Origin of the sequence: Salmonella sp. SAL00672 (genome assembly GCF_046552175.1) — a bacterium.
Taxonomy (GTDB): Bacteria; Pseudomonadota; Gammaproteobacteria; order Enterobacterales; family Enterobacteriaceae; genus Salmonella; species Salmonella enterica.
Map to the genome: position 1 here is coordinate 490,995 of NZ_JBGDUQ010000001.1, position 17,812 is coordinate 508,806.

At 45.2% G+C, this 17,812-nt stretch carries 16 protein-coding genes; 9 read left to right on the forward strand and 7 right to left on the reverse strand.

Going from position 1 to position 17,812, the window contains the following annotated elements; genetic code table 11:
* Positions 1-16: 16 nt before the first annotated feature.
* Entirely contained in the window at positions 17-292 is a 276-nt protein-coding gene (locus tag ACLJTG_RS02515) for a metal/formaldehyde-sensitive transcriptional repressor (protein WP_001120770.1), read from the reverse strand.
* Positions 293-814: 522 nt separating this feature from the next.
* Between ACLJTG_RS02515 and steB the strand changes: the two genes are divergently transcribed.
* Positions 815-1,216, forward strand: a complete 402-nt coding sequence (gene steB, locus ACLJTG_RS02520; protein ID WP_001540100.1) for a type III secretion system effector SteB — start codon at positions 815-817, stop codon at positions 1,214-1,216.
* A 128-nt stretch (positions 1,217-1,344) separates the two neighbouring features.
* Here steB and ACLJTG_RS02525 read toward each other — a convergent pair whose 3' ends face one another.
* Positions 1,345-2,061 (reverse strand): membrane protein, encoded by a 717-nt coding sequence (locus ACLJTG_RS02525; protein ID WP_000997196.1) that lies wholly within the window; start codon positions 2,059-2,061, stop codon positions 1,345-1,347.
* 425 nt (positions 2,062-2,486) lie between these two features.
* Here ACLJTG_RS02525 and sseJ point away from each other — a divergent pair, with 425 nt between their 5' ends.
* Positions 2,487-3,713: an SPI-2 type III secretion system effector SseJ gene (gene sseJ, locus ACLJTG_RS02530; RefSeq protein WP_001131425.1), complete on the forward strand. Its 1,227-nt coding sequence runs from the start codon at positions 2,487-2,489 to the stop codon at positions 3,711-3,713.
* A gap of 120 nt (positions 3,714-3,833) precedes the next feature.
* Here sseJ and ACLJTG_RS02535 read toward each other — a convergent pair whose 3' ends face one another.
* Positions 3,834-4,178: a DUF1294 domain-containing protein gene (locus ACLJTG_RS02535; protein ID WP_000281185.1), complete on the reverse strand. Its 345-nt coding sequence runs from the start codon at positions 4,176-4,178 to the stop codon at positions 3,834-3,836.
* A 906-nt stretch (positions 4,179-5,084) separates the two neighbouring features.
* Here ACLJTG_RS02535 and ACLJTG_RS02540 point away from each other — a divergent pair.
* The 6 genes from ACLJTG_RS02540 to ACLJTG_RS02565 all read left to right on the forward strand — a co-directional run bounded on the left by ACLJTG_RS02540 (position 5,085) and on the right by ACLJTG_RS02565 (position 10,746).
* On the forward strand, positions 5,085-5,846 hold the full coding sequence (locus ACLJTG_RS02540) for a transporter substrate-binding domain-containing protein (protein ID WP_000949369.1): 762 nt from the start codon (positions 5,085-5,087) through the stop codon (positions 5,844-5,846).
* Between the two features lie 6 nt (positions 5,847-5,852).
* Positions 5,853-6,500 (forward strand): amino acid ABC transporter permease, encoded by a 648-nt coding sequence (locus tag ACLJTG_RS02545; protein WP_021000369.1) that lies wholly within the window; start codon positions 5,853-5,855, stop codon positions 6,498-6,500.
* A gap of 24 nt (positions 6,501-6,524) precedes the next feature.
* Complete coding sequence (locus tag ACLJTG_RS02550; protein ID WP_001196340.1) at positions 6,525-7,256, forward strand: amino acid ABC transporter ATP-binding protein; 732 nt, start codon at positions 6,525-6,527, stop codon at positions 7,254-7,256.
* Entirely contained in the window at positions 7,253-7,933 is a 681-nt protein-coding gene (locus tag ACLJTG_RS02555) for an amino acid ABC transporter permease (protein WP_000560166.1), read from the forward strand. The genes ACLJTG_RS02550 and ACLJTG_RS02555 overlap by 4 nt, the downstream gene beginning before the upstream one ends.
* Before the next feature lie 136 nt (positions 7,934-8,069).
* Positions 8,070-9,617 carry a glycosyltransferase family 39 protein gene (locus tag ACLJTG_RS02560; RefSeq protein WP_079951420.1) on the forward strand — a complete coding sequence of 516 codons (1,548 nt, stop codon included), beginning with the start codon at positions 8,070-8,072 and terminating at the stop codon, positions 9,615-9,617.
* Between the two features lie 466 nt (positions 9,618-10,083).
* Positions 10,084-10,746, forward strand: a complete 663-nt coding sequence (locus ACLJTG_RS02565) for a class I SAM-dependent methyltransferase (RefSeq protein ID WP_001531566.1) — start codon at positions 10,084-10,086, stop codon at positions 10,744-10,746.
* Between the two features lie 271 nt (positions 10,747-11,017).
* On the opposite strand, the gene cybB is transcribed toward ACLJTG_RS02565, so the two are convergent.
* The 3 genes from cybB to hrpA form a co-directional block, all read right to left on the reverse strand.
* Complete coding sequence (gene cybB / locus ACLJTG_RS02570; protein WP_000527273.1) at positions 11,018-11,548, reverse strand: cytochrome b561; 531 nt, start codon at positions 11,546-11,548, stop codon at positions 11,018-11,020.
* A gap of 116 nt (positions 11,549-11,664) precedes the next feature.
* On the reverse strand, positions 11,665-12,465 hold the full coding sequence (locus ACLJTG_RS02575) for a YdcF family protein (protein WP_001098498.1): 801 nt from the start codon (positions 12,463-12,465) through the stop codon (positions 11,665-11,667).
* 63 nt (positions 12,466-12,528) lie between these two features.
* On the reverse strand, positions 12,529-16,431 hold the full coding sequence (gene hrpA / locus ACLJTG_RS02580) for an ATP-dependent RNA helicase HrpA (RefSeq protein WP_079951435.1): 3,903 nt from the start codon (positions 16,429-16,431) through the stop codon (positions 12,529-12,531).
* A gap of 200 nt (positions 16,432-16,631) precedes the next feature.
* On the opposite strand from hrpA, the gene azoR reads away from it, so the two are divergent.
* Complete coding sequence (gene azoR / locus ACLJTG_RS02585) at positions 16,632-17,237, forward strand: FMN-dependent NADH-azoreductase (RefSeq protein WP_000048924.1); 606 nt, start codon at positions 16,632-16,634, stop codon at positions 17,235-17,237.
* Here azoR and ACLJTG_RS02590 read toward each other — a convergent pair.
* Positions 17,234-17,683 carry a GFA family protein gene (locus ACLJTG_RS02590; RefSeq protein ID WP_001531579.1) on the reverse strand — a complete coding sequence of 150 codons (450 nt, stop codon included), beginning with the start codon at positions 17,681-17,683 and terminating at the stop codon, positions 17,234-17,236. The two genes, azoR and ACLJTG_RS02590, sit on opposite strands and share 4 nt — an antisense overlap.
* Positions 17,684-17,812: the final 129 nt, after the last annotated feature.

Consider the following 17,812-nt stretch of genomic DNA (forward strand, 5'->3'; position numbering starts at 1 on the left):
ACGGTGAGGGAAATTGTTATTTTAGATAAGCGCGAAGAAGATGGCCGATTTCCGCCATCCGAACCGCGCGCTGATCTGGCGTAGTCTCCCCGCTGACCAGCTCATCTTTCAGATGGATTTCAACCATTTCACTCATCAGGCCATTAGACGCGCCGCGCACGGCGGCAATCTGTTGCAGAATCGCCAGACAAGGTTCGCCAGACTCAAGCGCCCGCTCCAGCGCTTCGACCTGCCCGCGTATGCGACGAACACGGGTAAGGATACGTTTTTTATCTTCAGGTGAATGCGGCATTCGACCTCCATATACTATAGGGGGGTATACTATCAGAATTTTATGTTTATGTAATTGTAAAATTACACACAATATAAAAATCAATAGCTTATAGATTTCCGGCATAGACCATCAAGAATCAGTTCACATTCAACATATTCAGCTCATGGGAACTTTTTCAGGCCACAGACAATAAACACCAAAGCTTTCTTTCTAAGCTGCAATGTTCTGCCCGACTGGGGCACAGAGGTAATGCCGGTAAATCCAGTCCCATTACCCAGAAGTAAATATTTGCTTAATAGTTTTTATTTACTCACCAGGTGGTAATGAATAAAGGTTATGATATGAAGATGTCAGTCTTGTAAGAACGTAACATCACAACTGCGATACACCGCCGACGGGTAGCGAAAATATCTCAACCCTGTGTCTTTCCAGGCTTAGTCAATGTGGACAAAAAATCAAATGAGCGTTATTTGAAAGATTTTTAATACCCAAAAGCGTCATCATTATTGTTAATTTGAAATCAATCTCAGGTAATAATCCATGCCTATTTCGATTTGTAAACATGGTGCTCCTTTTGTTGTTCAACATGAAAATCGGTACGGTTCCGGTGCAAGTCAGTCATCATCACTTTCAAAATCAATCCGCCATATTAGCAACTCTCATGAGGAAATAAAATTTATAAGTTGCTATAGTGCAAATGGAGCCTGTTTTTCCAATGCACAGATGCTAGCCAATGCCTCAGGGAGGCCTGTTATAGGTTACTATGGGAAAATAAATAAGTTAACAGCCAGTCTGGATAATAGCGGTCGTATATTCCGGCCACAGCATAAGCTTGCGGCCAATATTTGTTATGTAGGTAATCGGCTTCTGAGCGCTCCAGTTCAACTTGGGTTTGGCCTGAAACATCTGCTAACCTGTCACTCAAATGGTAATGTCAGATAAAGTGTCATGCCATGTCCTTCCCGGCATTGCTATTCCACAGCCTACAGATATGGGCGCTCAGTTCTTTCCTCAATCGTTGCTATGGGAAGTTCTGCCGTCATTTCACGCTCTTGCCAACCAGCATTTTATTAAAGCCTGACTTTTACCAGAGTAATTTCATAAGAGTGCCCATCTTCTGGTCTAAAAATAATAAATCTATTGTTATTTTTAGTAAAGGATTTCGACAAAATAAAACTATCATGATATCTGGCCAGGACGTAGTACCAGCCTCCATCATACAATATCATTTCGTATTCTTTCTTTAATTGTGGTTTATAGATTCCAACAAAAAAAGAAAATATAAAAAAATATATAATAAAACCAAGCATAACTATAGTGAAACAATGCCTTCGCACCCAACTGAGTTGCGTAAAACAAATCACTGGCATCAATTTACTATAAAAACGCATCCCCACCGATAAGCATAAAGCCACCAGTAAAATGATAAAAAAAAGCTCCCACAAAAACGATTCTGTTAAGAGAGAAAACTCGATAACAATTGGAATAAAGAACAAAACCGCTGCCAAAAAAAGACGTAAAAAGCTAAGGTCGTGGATACGTGCTTTTTGCTTTACTAGAAAAAATAATAGAATACCCACTCCCCACGCTATTATGAATATAGCCATCAGGCTAATCGCATGGAATAGACTTCGGGCAATGTTGTCAGGGCCGACGCCTACATACCACCACGGGAAACCATAGTACGCGGAGACGCCCCAGCCATAAAAATAGGCGCTTCCCCATCCCAAACCACCTAAATAGGCCAAAAGCATCGAAGAGTTTTTAATAATTGAATCATCATTCATTATATTTAACTCACTTAAGAAATATTTAATATGAAAATAGAAATCAAAATGTCACATAAAACACTAGCACTTTAGCAATAATAGTCGGATGATAAGTTTGTCTGTTTTTCCTGAGTATCAAGCCAGCTCATACTCACGCCAGCACACTAAAATCAGGAGTGGCTTCTTTTTTAGATCTTTGCCTTAGCCTGGCGCACACTCAATAATAATAGCAGTCAGATAATATGTACCAGGTATTAACCTCACGTTGTTGATGATATATTTACTTCGTTGAAAAACAATAAACATTGTATGTATTTTATTGGCGACGAAAAACTGTTAAAGAAGCGTAATTCCATATACACCATTTACCTGATTACTTTTCTTGCTAATATTTGCTAATTAATTATTTGCTAAAGCGTGTTTAATAAAGTAAGGAGGACACTATGCCATTGAGTGTTGGACAGGGTTATTTCACATCATCTATCAGTTCTGAAAAATTTAATGCGATAAAAGAAAGCGCACGCCTTCCGGAATTAAGTTTATGGGAGAAAATCAAAGCATATTTCTTTACCACCCACCATGCAGAGGCGCTCGAATGTATCTTTAATCTTTACCACCATCAGGAACTGAATCTAACACCGGTACAGGTTCGCGGAGCCTACATCAAACTTCGAGCCTTAGCGTCTCAGGGATGTAAAGAACAGTTTATTATAGAATCACAGGAACACGCCGATAAGTTGATTATTAAAGATGATAATGGTGACAATATTTTATCTATTGAGGTTGAATGTCATCCGGAAGCTTTTGGTCTTGCCAAAGAAATCAATAAATCACATCCCAAGCCCAAAAATATTTCTTTGGGTGATATTACCAGACTGGTATTTTTTGGCGACAGCTTGTCTGACTCCTTAGGGCGTATGTTTGAAAAAACACATCATATCTTACCCTCCTATGGTCAATACTTTGGCGGAAGGTTTACTAATGGATTTACCTGGACTGAGTTTTTATCATCTCCACACTTCTTAGGTAAAGAGATGCTTAATTTTGCTGAAGGGGGAAGTACATCGGCAAGCTATTCCTGCTTTAATTGCATCGGTGACTTTGTATCAAATACGGATAGACAAGTCGCATCTTACACCCCTTCTCACCAGGACCTGGCGATATTTTTATTGGGGGCTAATGACTATATGACACTACACAAAGATAATGTAATAATGGTCGTTGAGCAACAAATTGATGATATTGAAAAAATAATTTCCGGTGGAGTTAATAATGTTCTGGTCATGGGGATTCCCGATTTGTCTTTAACACCTTATGGCAAACATTCTGATGAAAAAAGAAAGCTTAAGGATGAAAGCATCGCTCACAATGCCCTGTTAAAAACTAATGTTGAAGAATTAAAAGAAAAATACCCCCAGCATAAAATATGCTATTACGAGACTGCCGATGCATTTAAGGTGATAATGGAGGCGGCCAGTAATATTGGTTATGATACGGAAAACCCTTATACTCACCACGGCTATGTACATGTTCCCGGGGCTAAAGACCCTCAGCTAGATATATGTCCGCAATACGTCTTCAACGACCTTGTCCATCCAACCCAGGAAGTCCATCATTGTTTTGCCATAATGTTAGAAAGTTTTATAGCTCATCATTATTCCACTGAATAAAGTTCCATCGGCTGCGGTACGCCTTGAGCAAAACACAACTCAATATCATAGTGCCGGTGGCATGAAAATATGATGCTATCTTTGCTGCCGATTGGTCAATAAGTGATACATAGTCTATGTTCAGTAAGACAAAAATGGATAGAGTCGATAAATCGCCACCGTAACTAAAATACTCACTATCACACTGACAATAAAGTATGTTTTGAATGGCTGCTTTTGCGTTTTATGACGGAAGAGTTGTTGACCAACAATCGCCCCAGGCCACCCACCGACAACCCCAAACACCAACAAAGTGGATTCCGGCACTCTGCGCCAGGTTTTACGTGCCGCCGTTTTGTCTATACCGTAGATCGCCAGCGTTAGCACATTGGCGAGCAGGAACCACATCGCGACGGGATGCGATGTAAAAATGCTTCCGACCGCAGCGAAGATCAGGAGTAAATAACAAAAGCGGTTAAGATACATATCATTATGTCATAGCAATAATTAGGGGCATCGGAGCCCATTATACGCGATACATGCGCCTATGTGATGTAGAATTTTTTTCACTCAGCCAACGAGTCATTAAGGATTCATTTTTAATTACCATGGTAATCATAAGGTAATTAACGGCTGTGAACACGATTAAAATGGGTAAAGCCACCGAAAATGTTACCACCTTAATCGTTGCCAGGATAACTTAATGAAGAACCCTCTTTATTGCTGTTTGTTATCCGGTTGTCAGTCTCAGTTTTGGATTTATTAATCGTATTTATATTTATTACATAAGATGTACGATGTTAATTTGAGAATTTTATCTCAACAACCGTATATATTCAGATATTTCTGAATTAAGATTATCATCGATTAAAACAAGTTAACGTTTTGATAAACATAACAACATCGTCAAAAATCCTGATTTGTTGTCGTTTGTTCATGAGACAAATAATTTATATGCTTGCAAATATAGATAGCACGCAAATCAACTTAGCTCAAAAAATGTATTTGACAAGAAAAGATAAGTCTTTATATTGGCCCTGGATAGAGTGGTAAGATGATAATTAGAGACATGAAAGGCACCGTCACTGAAGCATTTATCTGCTTATCATGTAAATATGTATGCGTAAATGGAGCATAAACTATGTCCAGTATACTAATGTCTATGGTATCTTTACATTTTCACCTTTCATGGTGTCGCTGCACTCATATCCAGTTGATATCTTATGGTATATTCAATCCATTCCCTTTGATGATTCCTGTCAAACCTCCTGATTAAATTAGTTAACAGCGATGGAATACATAACGTTAAGTACTTTACGCCTGCAAATGTCAGGCTCACGCCCTAATGCTTAATTTATAATACGCATTACCTTACTACAGGAAATAGATAGCATGTTATCCAAAAAATTTGGCTTATCGATGATAGTGTTGGGAATAATGTCGTCTTCAGCGTTTGCTGATAGCATCGTTGAAGGGAGAACACTCAATGTCGCAGTATCACCAGCCTCTCCCCCTATGTTATTTAAAAGTGCTGATGGCAAATTGCAGGGGATAGATCTGGAGCTTTTTTCGTCTTACTGTCAGTCACGGCATTGTAAGCTAAACATCACCGAATATGCCTGGGATGGAATGCTTGGCGCAGTGGCGAGTGGTCAGGCAGATGTAGCATTTTCGGGAATTTCAATCACAGATAAACGTAAGAAAGTTATTGATTTCTCTGAACCTTATTACATCAACTCTTTTTATCTGGTCAGTATGGCCAATCATAAAATAACGCTCAATAACCTCAATGAATTAAATAAATATTCTATTGGATACCCTCGAGGAATGGCTTACTCCGACCTTATCAAAAACGATCTGGAGCCCAAAGGATACTACTCGTTAAGTAAAGTAAAATTGTATCCAACCTATAATGAGACGATGGCTGATCTAAAAAATGGCAATCTTGATCTGGCTTTTATAGAAGAGCCGGTTTATTTTACCTTCAAAAATAAGAAAAAGATGCCGATAGAAAGTCGTTATGTTTTCAAGAATGTTGATCAACTTGGCATTGCCTTTAAGAAAGGCTCTCCCGTGCGCGATGATTTTAACTTATGGCTTAAAGAGCAAGGGCCACAAAAAATATCTGGCATCGTCGATAACTGGATGAAATAGTAAGCTATGTCATCAGGTAATATGCTGGCTATCTTTTATTTCCTATTGGAAGGGATTGGTAATACGCTGCTTGTAACATTTACCTGTTTTCTCTCAGCGTTTTTGACCGGGCTTACAGTCGCCGTATTACGGCGACTATCCCCTCTTCCACTACAGAAGATACTCGACGTACTGGTCTTTATTCTTCGGGGAATTCCAATACTTATTGCTGTTTTTCTTGTCTATTTTGGATTACCATCGATTGGCATATATGTTTCACCACTGGTGGCCATGAACCTCAGCGTCGGCTTAATCAGTGGGAGCTATCTTGCCGAGGTGTTCAGAGGGGCGCTTAAATTAGTTGAGCCATACGAAATTACGGTAGCGAAAGTAGCAGGAATGCGTCAATTACAGGTTATAATAAATATTGAACTGCCACAGATGTTGCGATTTTCTGTGCCCGGTATTATCAATGAGTTTTCTTCTGTATTAAAAGCGACGCCCTTTGCTTATACTGTAGGTATCGCTGAAATAACGAAGCAGGCAATGTCACTGACAGCCATCACGCTGAACGGGTTACAGATCTATACTCTTGCCGGGGTATTATATTTCATTATTTATAAAGTTTTTACTCTTCTGGCCGGAGTGTTTGAGAAAAAATATCGCATCAGTTGAACCATAAAAATAGAGGTGATACTCATGGCTTTACTGAAACTAAAAGAGATAAGTAAGGAATATTCAGGAAAAAAGGTTCTTGATACGGTTAGTCTGAAAATTCAATCGGGAGACATGAAAGTAGTCATGGGGCCATCAGGTTGTGGAAAAACGACGCTTTTACGCTGTCTGCTTCGATTAGAAGAACCTGATTATGGCAATATTTATTTTCACGGGAAAAATATTTACGACAAAGAATTTACTATTCTTGAGTTCAGAAAAAAAGTTGGTTGTGTCTTCCAGAATTACGCTTTGTATCGCCATCTTAACGTCATGGATAATATTACCCTTGCCCTATGTAAAGTGTTTGGCATGCCGGGACAACTAGCCCGGGAGAAAGCCTTACATGAGCTACAAAAACTTGATATGGCCTCGCATAGCGCGAAATACCCTTCGCAATTATCGGGCGGCCAGCAACAGCGCGTCGCCCTGGCCCGTACAATGGTCACCGACCCAGAACTCATTATTTTTGATGAGCCGACGTCTGCGCTTGATCCGCTCATGACTCGTGAAGTCGGAATGTTGATCAAGCAACTTCACGACAATGGCGTCACTATATTATGCGTCACTCATGATATTCGCCTCGCCAGATTACTAAGCGATAACGTAACGTTTCTTAATCATGGCAAAATTCGTGCAGAAGGCGCTTTTACCGATCTTGCCTTACGAGAAACGGATCCAGATATCCACTGTTTTTTTAGCGAGGCACAACGATGATCGCTGGCTGGTCTCTCTTCTTTAATGACCTGACTGAACAACTGCCACTTGTTGTGGACGGTATTAAAGAAACCTGTAAACTTGCGCTGATTGTTTCCATCACCGGTTTTTTGTGGGGAATTATTATTTTCTTTCTGAGCCTGAGCCATCGCCCCGTGGTAAAAGCCATAACTCGACTGTACATGGATTTCTTTATCGGTACGCCACTCATTCTTATTCTGTTTGTTATCTATTATGGTTTACCTCAATCTGGCATTCACCTGTCCTCTTTTACCGTGGCGGTTACAGGGTTTACCTTAAATGTCGGCGCATATAATGCCGCGTACATGACAACGGCCTATAACGCATTGAATAAATATGAAACGGAGGCAGCAGTCGTTCAGGGATTGAACAAACGGCAGGTCTTTTTGTGGATTATACTGCCTCAGGTATTGCTGTCTTCCATTCCAGCCTTAACGAATCAGGTGATTAATAACCTTAAAGACAGTACCATCGTTTTTCTTATCCAATATACAGAGTTTTTCGCGCGAATTCAGGAGGTTGCAGCAACCAGCTTTAAATTCTTCCATGCTTACCTTTTTGCTGCCATAGTGTACCTTATTGGCGTTACCTTTATTGTCGGTTTGACGCGGTTTTTAGAGCATAGACTGCTTCGCCATTACGGTCAGGGTTACTGAGTTGCACTGCACTATTCTGATTAATTCACCACTGACATTATCAAAGTTATTTTTATTTAGCGTTGATTAAGATTTTAACCTTCATTATTGCGTTAGATGTCCATTCTGGTCTAAGTCTTACTCCATTGAGGATATTATGGCGCTACCACAACTATCAATATGGCAGCCCGGCGATGGGTTAAGAAAAATAAAGTATAAATATCATGTTTGTCTCATTATCATATTCTCCGCCCTTATACGGTTGCTGTTTTTAACTGACCGCTACCTTTGGTGTGACGAAGCGTCCAGCGTGCTGATTAGTCGACATAGCGTAGATAATCTGCTCTTCCATGCCGCTTTTGACGTGCATCCCCCGCTTTATTATCTGTTACTGCATGACTGGATCATATTATTGGGTGATAGCATTGCAGCGGTACGCTCTCTCAGTCTACTCTTTGGGATCCTGACAGTTGTGCTGGTTATCGCGCTTACGCGATGGCTGGCAAATGAACGTACAGCCTTATTGGCGGGATGGTTCGCCGCCCTGATGCCGATGGCAGTTCATTACAGTCAAGAAACGCGCATGTACGCGTTAATGGGAATGCTAACGCTCGCTGCCGCGTTAGCATTGATGATGTGGATAAAAACACCCACCCATAATCGCTATCTTGTCGCGTATGCTTTACTTATGACGTTCAGCTTTTACACCCATTATTTCACCCTATTTACACTTATTGCCCACTGGATCGCAGTAACAATATTATCCTGCCAAAGCCATAAAACGGCCTGCTACCTTAAACTTCCTGGCTGGTGGTTTGCTAACCTGGCGATTGCTGTCGCTTATCTCCCCTGGTTGCCCGTATTGTTTAATTTACTGACTCATCTGGCGCAGTTGAGAGCCGGTAATGATATCGGTTGGATTCCTCCCGTAACATGGCGTGACCTGCCTGCGATGTACTGGCATTTTTTTACCGGAAACAACGGTCTGGGTTTTCCGTCGATCATTCTGTGGCTGGCTGTGGGGAGTTTTATCGGTACTGTGGGGCGAATATCTTTATGCAACGGAGAATATGAAAGATATCAGCTGATATTATTTTGTAATCTGGTCATCCCTGTAATGCTGGTCTTCATCATTTCCTGGTGGATGCCGTTATTTATCGATCGTTATTTCTTCTTCTCATCGCTGAGCATTCCTCCCCTGCTCGCGGTATTACTTACCCGCGCAAAAAAAGCGGTTTGTGGCTTCTGGTTTATCTTATTCACCTTATTATTCGGCTATGGTTCATATCATAATAACCCTGAGCACATAGACGAGTTTAAACCACTGGTAAACTATATTAATACCCGTCACCAGCCTAATGATGCCGTGGTAGTCAGTAAAATGTTCGATTATTTAAGTTATGTGTATTATAATAAGCGAGATTATCGTACGTTTCTTTATACACCGCCTAACGCACACGGAACATCAGGAAGACCGAATGCCTATGGCTTTGGTTCACTGTTTTATGCGCAAGCCGATCAGACATATATTGATACTCTGACAACGCTTTCAAAAAGTTACCATCGTGTCTGGTTGGTAAGCGGCGGTAACTTTAGTCAGGATTACCCCTTGCCGTCAGAATGGCAAAATATCGCAAAATTCAGAAGTGGTAGATTTCAGGTACAATTATTTGTAATACCAACTCAACAGGCGCGTCAAATGTAATGATTACCGTTTTCTATCCAGTGCAGTGATAAACAGTACTGCCACTGCCAGACCGCCTAAAAGTAAGGTCCAGCCAAACGCTTCAAAAACTTCAATCATATCGCCTCCAGGTAGGTGATATTAAATAAAGATGGCTATCTCAGCGTAACATTTAAAATATCAATTAATGTGCAATAATCGCTTTATGTGTTTGAATAAATATTGTTCTTCCTGCATTTAATTGCATTGTTATTATCAAAGGGCTTAATACGCGTACATCAACGATTATTAATTATCAGCTTATAATAATATGACTGTTCAATTCATTTATCAGCTATTATTATCCTCTATATTCTTTAAGATAACCGCTTAATTCATAATATCGCCTTTATTCGTCGCATTAAATTACTCACTCACCTGATTAATGCTTGCCTAACGATTGCTTCGTTGTTTTAATTCCAGCGCGAAATTATTTAGTGAGAGAACAATGAAGCATACACAACAATCAGGCGCAAAAGTCTATAACCCATTCACGCTTAGCTTATATGACTGGTGGGTACTCAATATCTCAAACAAATATGCCTGGAAGTGTCCTACTGATACGCGACTACTTCCTTTCTTCCTGCATCACATGGGCGAGACTCACCTGGATATTGGCGTAGGTACAGGTTATTACCTGAAACATGCACCTGCGACTCATGCCATTTCGCTGATGGATTTAAATCCGGATAGCCTGAAAATAGCCGCCAGCCGAGTGGGTAATACAAAAATCCGCGCCACACTACAACACGATGTTTTCGACACGTTCCCGGCGGACTGGCACGGGCGCTTCGATTCCGTTTCGATGTACTATCTTCTGCACTGCTTACCTGGTGAGATGACAACAAAAGCGAAGGCAATTAAAAATGCCGGTATGGCGCTTAAACCCGGCGGCACACTTTTTGGCGCCACGATTCTGGGCAAAGAGGTTCCTCACAATGCTTTTGGCAAGAAATTGATGGCTGTTTATAACAAGAAAGGAATATTCAGTAATATCAATGATTCAGCCGATACGTTACGCAGCGTGTTGGACGAACATTTCGCTAAGGTGACTTTGGAGCAACATGGCGCCGTTGCGCTATTTTCCGCCACTACCCCACGTTCATCGTAAGTACAGGCTCTTCCGAGCGGTCGGGCAGCGCGATCATGTGGGTTTAAACCGTTGATTAAACATTGGATTACGGAATAGTAATTGCTTATTTTATTTGTCATACAAATAAGTATAATACCCGCTTCCGATGTAGACCCGTCCTCCTTCGCCTGCGTCACGGGGCCTGGTTAGACGCAGGCGTTTTCTGTATGGAATACGCCATCCCCTCTGATAGATGCCTTGTTTGCCTTAAGCAGTTAACCCCGCCTGAAGCAAACGTCATACAGGACGGTCAGTCACGCTTACGCGGCATCATCCGTAACAGCGTATTGTCTTTCCAGAAATAGTGATGCATCAAAGCAGCGATGGCATGAAGTCCAATAACAAAATAGCCCAGATTCGCCAGCGTGACGTGCCAGGATTTCAGCATATCTACGCGTTCAAAGTTAGCTTCGGCGGCATGGGGCATAGTAATGCCAAATGCGACCCAGGGATTACCGCGGTTATACATCATGACCAGACCAATAACAGGCAGCGCGATAAATAACAGGTAAATCACCAGATGTCCTAAATGCGCCATTCCGGTCATCATCGGTTTTGGACGAGGAACAATGGGCGGCGTGGGATATTTCAGCCGAATAAACAAGCGCGCCACCATTAAAAGCAAAATAGTGATACCACATGAAACGTGCGTCATATTAAACCAGGGCCGATAACTACGCGGCGCAAAACCGCGCAGCTCCATCGCGGCGTAAGCCACAATAACCAGAAAAAAGACTAACCAGTGAATACCAATTTGCAGGCCGGAATACTTATTACCCATAGCGCGTCCTGAATGAAAACCGTAAAGCGACAACATAACCAGCTTTTATAAATAATTCATCAAATTTATGAAATGGTGATCGCACTTGCCCGTTCACCCTCGCAAACGGGCGATTTTTAGCGTAAAGCTCTCTGTCCTAACGCACTGCGCAGCGTAGTATCTGCCTGCAATACCTGCCATGCGTTTTCAATATCGCGTGGGATATCAACGTGAATGATAAAATCTTTACCACGCGGTCCATACCCTGTTTCATCGTCACGCAAACGGGGCAGCTCGCCGGCAATCAGAGACAGATAACGCTCCACCGTCCAGATGCCCTCTTCAACATTGGCAAAACGTGTACCGTCATTAAGGTGGCGCAGTACCGGAACAAAACCAGGAAAACTCAGCCAGCGCGGCGCATCGGTGTCGTCGTTTGTCACGCGCCGGAATGCCGCGATAGTGCGCCGCTGCATGGTGGGGTCTTGCACAACGATAGCCGTGTTAATGTTTTCTTTCGCCTGACGGATCAGTGCGCAGGAGAAACGGGCATTTTCGCCGCAATTAGTTGACCGATCTTCCAGCCAAATTTTCTCAGCCGGAATATGCCAGAACTGGTTCGCGATATCCGCAAGGATCGCGGCTTCAGCGCGTCCGCTTGTGCGAATAGTGTGGTAGCGCGGATGCCGGGCAATCACGGCGTACAAAAACGGCGTCGAATGACCTATACCGCCGCTAATCAGTAAAGGAACGCCTTGCGCTTTGGCGATGCGACAGGCCGCGTCGATAGTGGGGATCACCGCATTGCCCGCCAGGACGACGCAATCCGACGAATAAGGTTGTTCGCCGGAAAAATCATTTTGCGCCAGCCACTGTCCGACGGTATTCACCGCCAGCAATGTTTCCGCAGAGAGCGCCGGAAATGGCGTTGTATTCATAATTCCTCCTTTTTGTTCCGAACTTGTACCGGATCTCTTTGAAAGACATCGTCGCCTGGCTTTTTAGGCCGTAATCTGATCCATGGCCTGTAAAATACGCTTATCGGAAATAGGATAAGGCGTACCGAGCTGTTGGGCGAAATAACTGACACGCAGTTCTTCAATCATCCAACGGATCTCTTTAACATCATCATCTTCGCGACGCGCTGGAGGCAGTTTATTTATCCATTGTTGCCACGCCTGCTGGACGCTTTCGACTTTCAGCATTTGCGCCCGATCGCGGTGCGGATCGACAGCCAGTTTCTCCAGCCGCTTTTCAATTGCCTGCAGATAACGCAGCGTATCGCCGAGACGTTTAAAGCCGTTGCCAGTCACAAAACCACGGTATACCAGACCGCTCATCTGCGCCTTGATATCGGAAAGCCCCAACGCCATGCTCATATCCACCCGCCCTTTCAGACGCTTATTGATATTGAATACGGTCGTCAGGATCCGCTCAACCTGCTTCGCGATATCCACCACAGTATCATTCAGCTCGGCGCGTACCTTTTCGTGCAGCGCGGTGAAACCTGCTTCGTTCCACACCGGTCCGCCGTTGGCATCTATCAGCTTATCTACCCCGCAGGCGATACAGTCATCAATCAACTCCAGTACTTTGCCGTACGGGTTAAAGTACAGCCCCAGCTTGGCTTTATTCGGCAATTTCTCATGCAGATACTTAATCGGTGAAGGAATATTGAGCAACAGCAGACGGCGTAAACCGCACCACATCGCCTGTTGTTGTTCCAGCGGATTATCAAACAATTTGATAGCGACGCTGTCACGCTCATCCACTAACGCCGGCCACGCCTTCACTTTATAATTACCGCGTTTCTGTTCGTAGCTTTCCGGCAGCTCGCCGAAACTCCAGATATGCAGCCCGCTCTGCTCGATGCCGTCATCCGCCACCGCCGAGAGCGTCTCCTGCACTTTGCCTTTCAGCGCATTTTTAAGCTCGGCGAGCGAACGCCCTTCCTGCAGTTTCTTGTTTTTGTCATTCACCACGCGAAACGTGATTTTCAGATGCTCGGGCACCTGATCCCAATGCCAGTCTTCCCGATCGACCGTGACGCCGGTCATCCGGCGCAGTTCACGCTCCAGAGCGTCCAGCAGCGGCAGCTCCAGCGGCGTTACGCGACCTAAAAACGCTTCAGCATAGTTTGGCGCCGGAACAAAGTTGCGACGTACCGGTTTTGGCAACGATTTAATCAGCGCAATAACTAATTCACGGCGCAGCCCCGGGATCTGCCATTCAAAACCGCTCTCGTCAACCTGGTTAAGTAGCGGCAACGGAATATGGACGGTCACGCCGTCAGCATCCGCGCCCGGTTCAAACTGATAGCTCAAACGCAGCTTGATATTGCCCTGGTGCCAGAAATTCGGGTAATCCAGTTTGCTGATTTTTTCCGCGCCTTCTTTAATCAGCATACTTTTTTCAAAGTTGAGCAGATCTGGCGTCTCGCGGCTGATTTTTTTCCACCAACTATCAAAGTGGCGGGCGGAAATAACGTCATGGCTAATACGCTGGTCATAAAACTCAAACAGGGTATCGTCATCCACCAGGATATCGCGGCGGCGAGATTTGTGCTCAAGTTCCTCGACTTCCGCACGCAATTTTAGATTCTCACGGAAGAAGGCATGACGGGTTTGCCAGTCCCCCTCCACCAGCGCATGGCGGATGAACAACTCGCGACACAACGCCGGGTCAATCTGGCTGTAATTCACCTTGCGCGCGGCGACAATCGGCAGACCGTAGACAGTAACCTTTTCCGTCGCCATCACCGCGCCTTGCGCCCGCTCCCAGTGCGGTTCGCTATATGAACGTTTAATCAGGTGCTGGGCTACCGGTTCCACCCATTCTGGCTCAATGCGGGCAGCGATGCGCCCCCACAGGCGGCTGGTCTCCACCAGTTCTGCGACCATTGTCCATTTCGGCGGTTTTTTGAATAAACCGGAACCGGGGAAAATAGAGAATCGGGCGTTACGCGCGCCGGTGTACTCTTGTTTATCGGCATCTTTCATCCCGATATGCGACAACAGCCCCGTTAACAACGCAACGTGAATTTCTCGGTACTCTGCGGGTTCGCTGTTTACCGGAATCCCCAGTTCTTTTACCACCTGACGCAGTTGGGTATAGATATCCTGCCACTCACGCACGCGTAAATAGTTCAGATAGTCGGTGCGACACAGACGGCGGAATTGATTCGACGACAGGGCCTTTTGTTGCTCGCCGAGGTAATTCCACAGGTTAACAAACGCCAGAAAATCAGACTCCTTATCATGGAAACGCCGGTGTTTCTCATCGGAAGCCTGCTGCTTATCCACTGGGCGCTCGCGCGGATCCTGAATAGAGAGTGCGGAAGTAATGATCATCGCTTCGCGCACACAGCCATGCTTTTGCGCTTCCAGAACCATACGCGCCAGGCGCGGGTCGACCGGCAACTGGGATAATTGTCGGCCCAGCGGCGTCAGCTTATATGCCGTTTGCTGTTCGTCGGCGGTAATCGCCCCCAGCTCTTCCAACAAACGCACGCCATCCTGAATATTGCGCTTATCCGGCGCTTCAACAAACGGGAAGGCGGCGATGTCCCCCAGCCCCAGGGCGGTCATCTGCAAAATAACCGACGCCAGGTTGGTACGTAGAATTTCCGGGTCGGTAAATTCCGGACGTGACAAAAAGTCATCTTCCGAATACAGACGAATGCAAATCCCTTCCGATACGCGCCCGCAACGCCCTTTACGCTGGTTGGCGGAAGCCTGTGAGATCGGTTCAATCGGCAGGCGCTGCACTTTAGTGCGGTAGCTGTAGCGGCTGATGCGCGCAGTGCCAGGATCGATCACATACTTGATACCCGGCACCGTCAGCGAGGTTTCCGCCACGTTAGTCGCCAGCACGATACGGCGTCCGCTGTGCGACTGGAAAACGCGGTTCTGTTCGCTGTTCGACAAGCGTGCATACAGCGGCAACACTTCGGTATGCCGTAAGTTCAGCTTGTTCAGGGCGTCGGCGGTATCGCGGATTTCCCGCTCTCCGCTCATAAAAATCAGGATATCGCCGGGACTTTCACGCCCCAGTTCATCAACAGCGTCGAAAATTGCCTGTAGCTGATCGCGTTCAGTGTCGTCAGCCTCTTCTACAATGGGGCGATAACGAACTTCTACGGGATACGTTCGGCCAGAGACTTCGATAATCGGCGCGTTATTAAAGTGGCGCGAGAAGCGTTCCGGGTCGATGGTCGCAGAGGTAATAATCACTTTCAGATCGGGGCGACGCGGCAGAAGCTCTTTCAGATAGCCGAGCAAGAAGTCAATATTCAGGCTGCGTTCATGCGCTTCATCAATAATGATGGTGTCATACTGCATCAATAGTCTGTCCTGCTGGATTTCCGCCAGCAGGATACCGTCCGTCATCAGTTTGACCATGGTGTTGCTACTGACATGATCGCTGAAACGAACTTTATAGCCGATGCAGCCGCCTGGCTCCGTTTGCAACTCTTCGGCAATGCGGTTAGCGACGGTGCGCGCCGCCAGGCGACGCGGCTGAGTATGACCAATAAGTCCTTTAATTCCACGTCCCAGTTCCATACAAATTTTCGGCAACTGGGTGGTTTTACCGGAACCGGTTTCCCCTGCCACGATCACTACCTGATGATCGCGGACCGCTTCCAGAATGTCCTGTTTCTTCTGGCTAACAGGCAGATTTTGCGGATAAGTGATTGAGGGGCGCGCCGCTTCGCGGAGGGCGACCTGCGCCGCAGCCTGTTCAATTTCTTTCGCCATCGTTTGGAAAATGGCCTGTTGCGCATCAGGATTTTTTACTTTCTTTACGCCATGCAGGCGGCGCGCAAAGCGCTGTTTGTCACGCAGCATCAGTGCATCCAGCCGCTGCTGTAACACCTGAAGCGTCAACATAGATTGTTCAGTCATAAAGCTCTTGGGCAGCATTCTGCCTGTTTAAAATCGTTTTAAATGATAGGTATAGAGTACCACATTGGGGCTTTTTTTGTGTTGTTCAATAATTTCGAACAAAGGGTTCGACATATTGCGCTATCCCTGCGACATATTTGTGAATAAAGTGTCAACAAGCAACGGGGCACGCCCCTTCAAACACATAAAAGGAAACACCCATGAGCAAGGTATTAGTTCTTAAATCCAGTATTCTGGCAGGGTACTCTCAGTCTGGTCAGTTGACTGACTATTTTATTGAACAATGGCGCGAAAAACACGTCGCAGATGAAATTACTGTCCGCGATCTGGCGGCCAACCCTGTTCCGGTGCTGGATGGCGAGCTGGTGGGCGCGATGCGTCCGGGCGATGCGCCTTTAACGCCACGTCAGCAGGACGCTCTGGCGCTGTCTGATGAACTCATTGCTGAACTGAAAGCCCACGACGTCATCGTTATTGCGGCACCGATGTACAATTTCAATATTCCGACGCAGCTGAAAAACTACTTTGATCTGATTGCCCGCGCCGGTATCACTTTCCGCTATACCGAAAAAGGCCCGGAAGGTCTGGTAACCGGTAAACGCGCGGTGGTTCTCTCCAGCCGCGGCGGTATCCATAAAGACACCCCGACGGATTTGATTGCGCCTTACCTGAAAGTGTTCCTTGGTTTTATCGGTATCACCGACGTGAATTTTGTCTTTGCCGAAGGCATCGCCTACGGGCCGGAAGTGGCGGCTAAAGCTCAGGCCGATGCAAAAGCCGCGATTGACAGCGTCGTGGCCGCTTAAATATTTTTGCCTCCCGTTTCGACGGGAGGCAACGTCTCCGGTTCGTAGCGCAAATATCCTACCACGCCGCTACTGCCGCCATCGCTGGGATGCGTTACCCCATCATTGACTTCAACGCAGGCGAAATCAAAAGGCGACACATTTTCGATGCACGCCACATTGACCCCATATTGATCGGGATTGGATCGGCGCTGATGAAAAGTATATATCCCGCATACCGAACAGAAAAAATGCACCGCCTTGCCCGTATTGAAGCGATATTCGGTAAGCTTATCCTGCCCTTTTAGCACTTTAATACCCGATAGCGGCGCAGACACTGCCACCGCTCCGCGCATCCGGCAAAACGAACAGTTGCAGCGCCTGGCGGTATGAAAGCCATCGCTAAGTTGAACGGTAAACACGACGCTGCCACAATGGCAAGCAGCAGATAATTTTTCAGACGTCATACCTGGTTACTCTCGCGAATAGTGATACCAGTCGACAGTATAGAAATAGCCTTCCGGTTCGCCTAATGTAAATACGACCTCCGTATTCAAAAATTACCCATATAAAAATGCATTTTGCGGTAAAAAAAT

What these genes read in the sequence shown, in the direction of transcription:
- ACLJTG_RS02550 (WP_001196340.1), top strand. Translation starts at nt 6,525, where the DNA reads ATGGCTTTACTGAAACTAAAAGAGATAAGTAAGGAATATTCAGGAAAA.
- ACLJTG_RS02560 (WP_079951420.1), top strand. Translation starts at nt 8,070, where the DNA reads ATGGCGCTACCACAACTATCAATATGGCAGCCCGGCGATGGGTTAAGA.
- ACLJTG_RS02535 (WP_000281185.1), bottom strand. Translation starts at nt 4,178, where the DNA reads ATGTATCTTAACCGCTTTTGTTATTTACTCCTGATCTTCGCTGCGGTC.
- ACLJTG_RS02565 (WP_001531566.1), top strand. Translation starts at nt 10,084, where the DNA reads ATGAAGCATACACAACAATCAGGCGCAAAAGTCTATAACCCATTCACG.
- ACLJTG_RS02515 (WP_001120770.1), bottom strand. Translation starts at nt 292, where the DNA reads ATGCCGCATTCACCTGAAGATAAAAAACGTATCCTTACCCGTGTTCGT.
- sseJ (WP_001131425.1), top strand. Translation starts at nt 2,487, where the DNA reads ATGCCATTGAGTGTTGGACAGGGTTATTTCACATCATCTATCAGTTCT.
- ACLJTG_RS02545 (WP_021000369.1), top strand. Translation starts at nt 5,853, where the DNA reads ATGTCATCAGGTAATATGCTGGCTATCTTTTATTTCCTATTGGAAGGG.
- cybB (WP_000527273.1), bottom strand. Translation starts at nt 11,548, where the DNA reads ATGGGTAATAAGTATTCCGGCCTGCAAATTGGTATTCACTGGTTAGTC.
- ACLJTG_RS02590 (WP_001531579.1), bottom strand. Translation starts at nt 17,683, where the DNA reads ATGACGTCTGAAAAATTATCTGCTGCTTGCCATTGTGGCAGCGTCGTG.
- ACLJTG_RS02525 (WP_000997196.1), bottom strand. Translation starts at nt 2,061, where the DNA reads ATGAATGATGATTCAATTATTAAAAACTCTTCGATGCTTTTGGCCTAT.
- azoR (WP_000048924.1), top strand. Translation starts at nt 16,632, where the DNA reads ATGAGCAAGGTATTAGTTCTTAAATCCAGTATTCTGGCAGGGTACTCT.
- hrpA (WP_079951435.1), bottom strand. Translation starts at nt 16,431, where the DNA reads ATGACTGAACAATCTATGTTGACGCTTCAGGTGTTACAGCAGCGGCTG.
- ACLJTG_RS02555 (WP_000560166.1), top strand. Translation starts at nt 7,253, where the DNA reads ATGATCGCTGGCTGGTCTCTCTTCTTTAATGACCTGACTGAACAACTG.
- steB (WP_001540100.1), top strand. Translation starts at nt 815, where the DNA reads ATGCCTATTTCGATTTGTAAACATGGTGCTCCTTTTGTTGTTCAACAT.
- ACLJTG_RS02540 (WP_000949369.1), top strand. Translation starts at nt 5,085, where the DNA reads ATGTTATCCAAAAAATTTGGCTTATCGATGATAGTGTTGGGAATAATG.
- ACLJTG_RS02575 (WP_001098498.1), bottom strand. Translation starts at nt 12,465, where the DNA reads ATGAATACAACGCCATTTCCGGCGCTCTCTGCGGAAACATTGCTGGCG.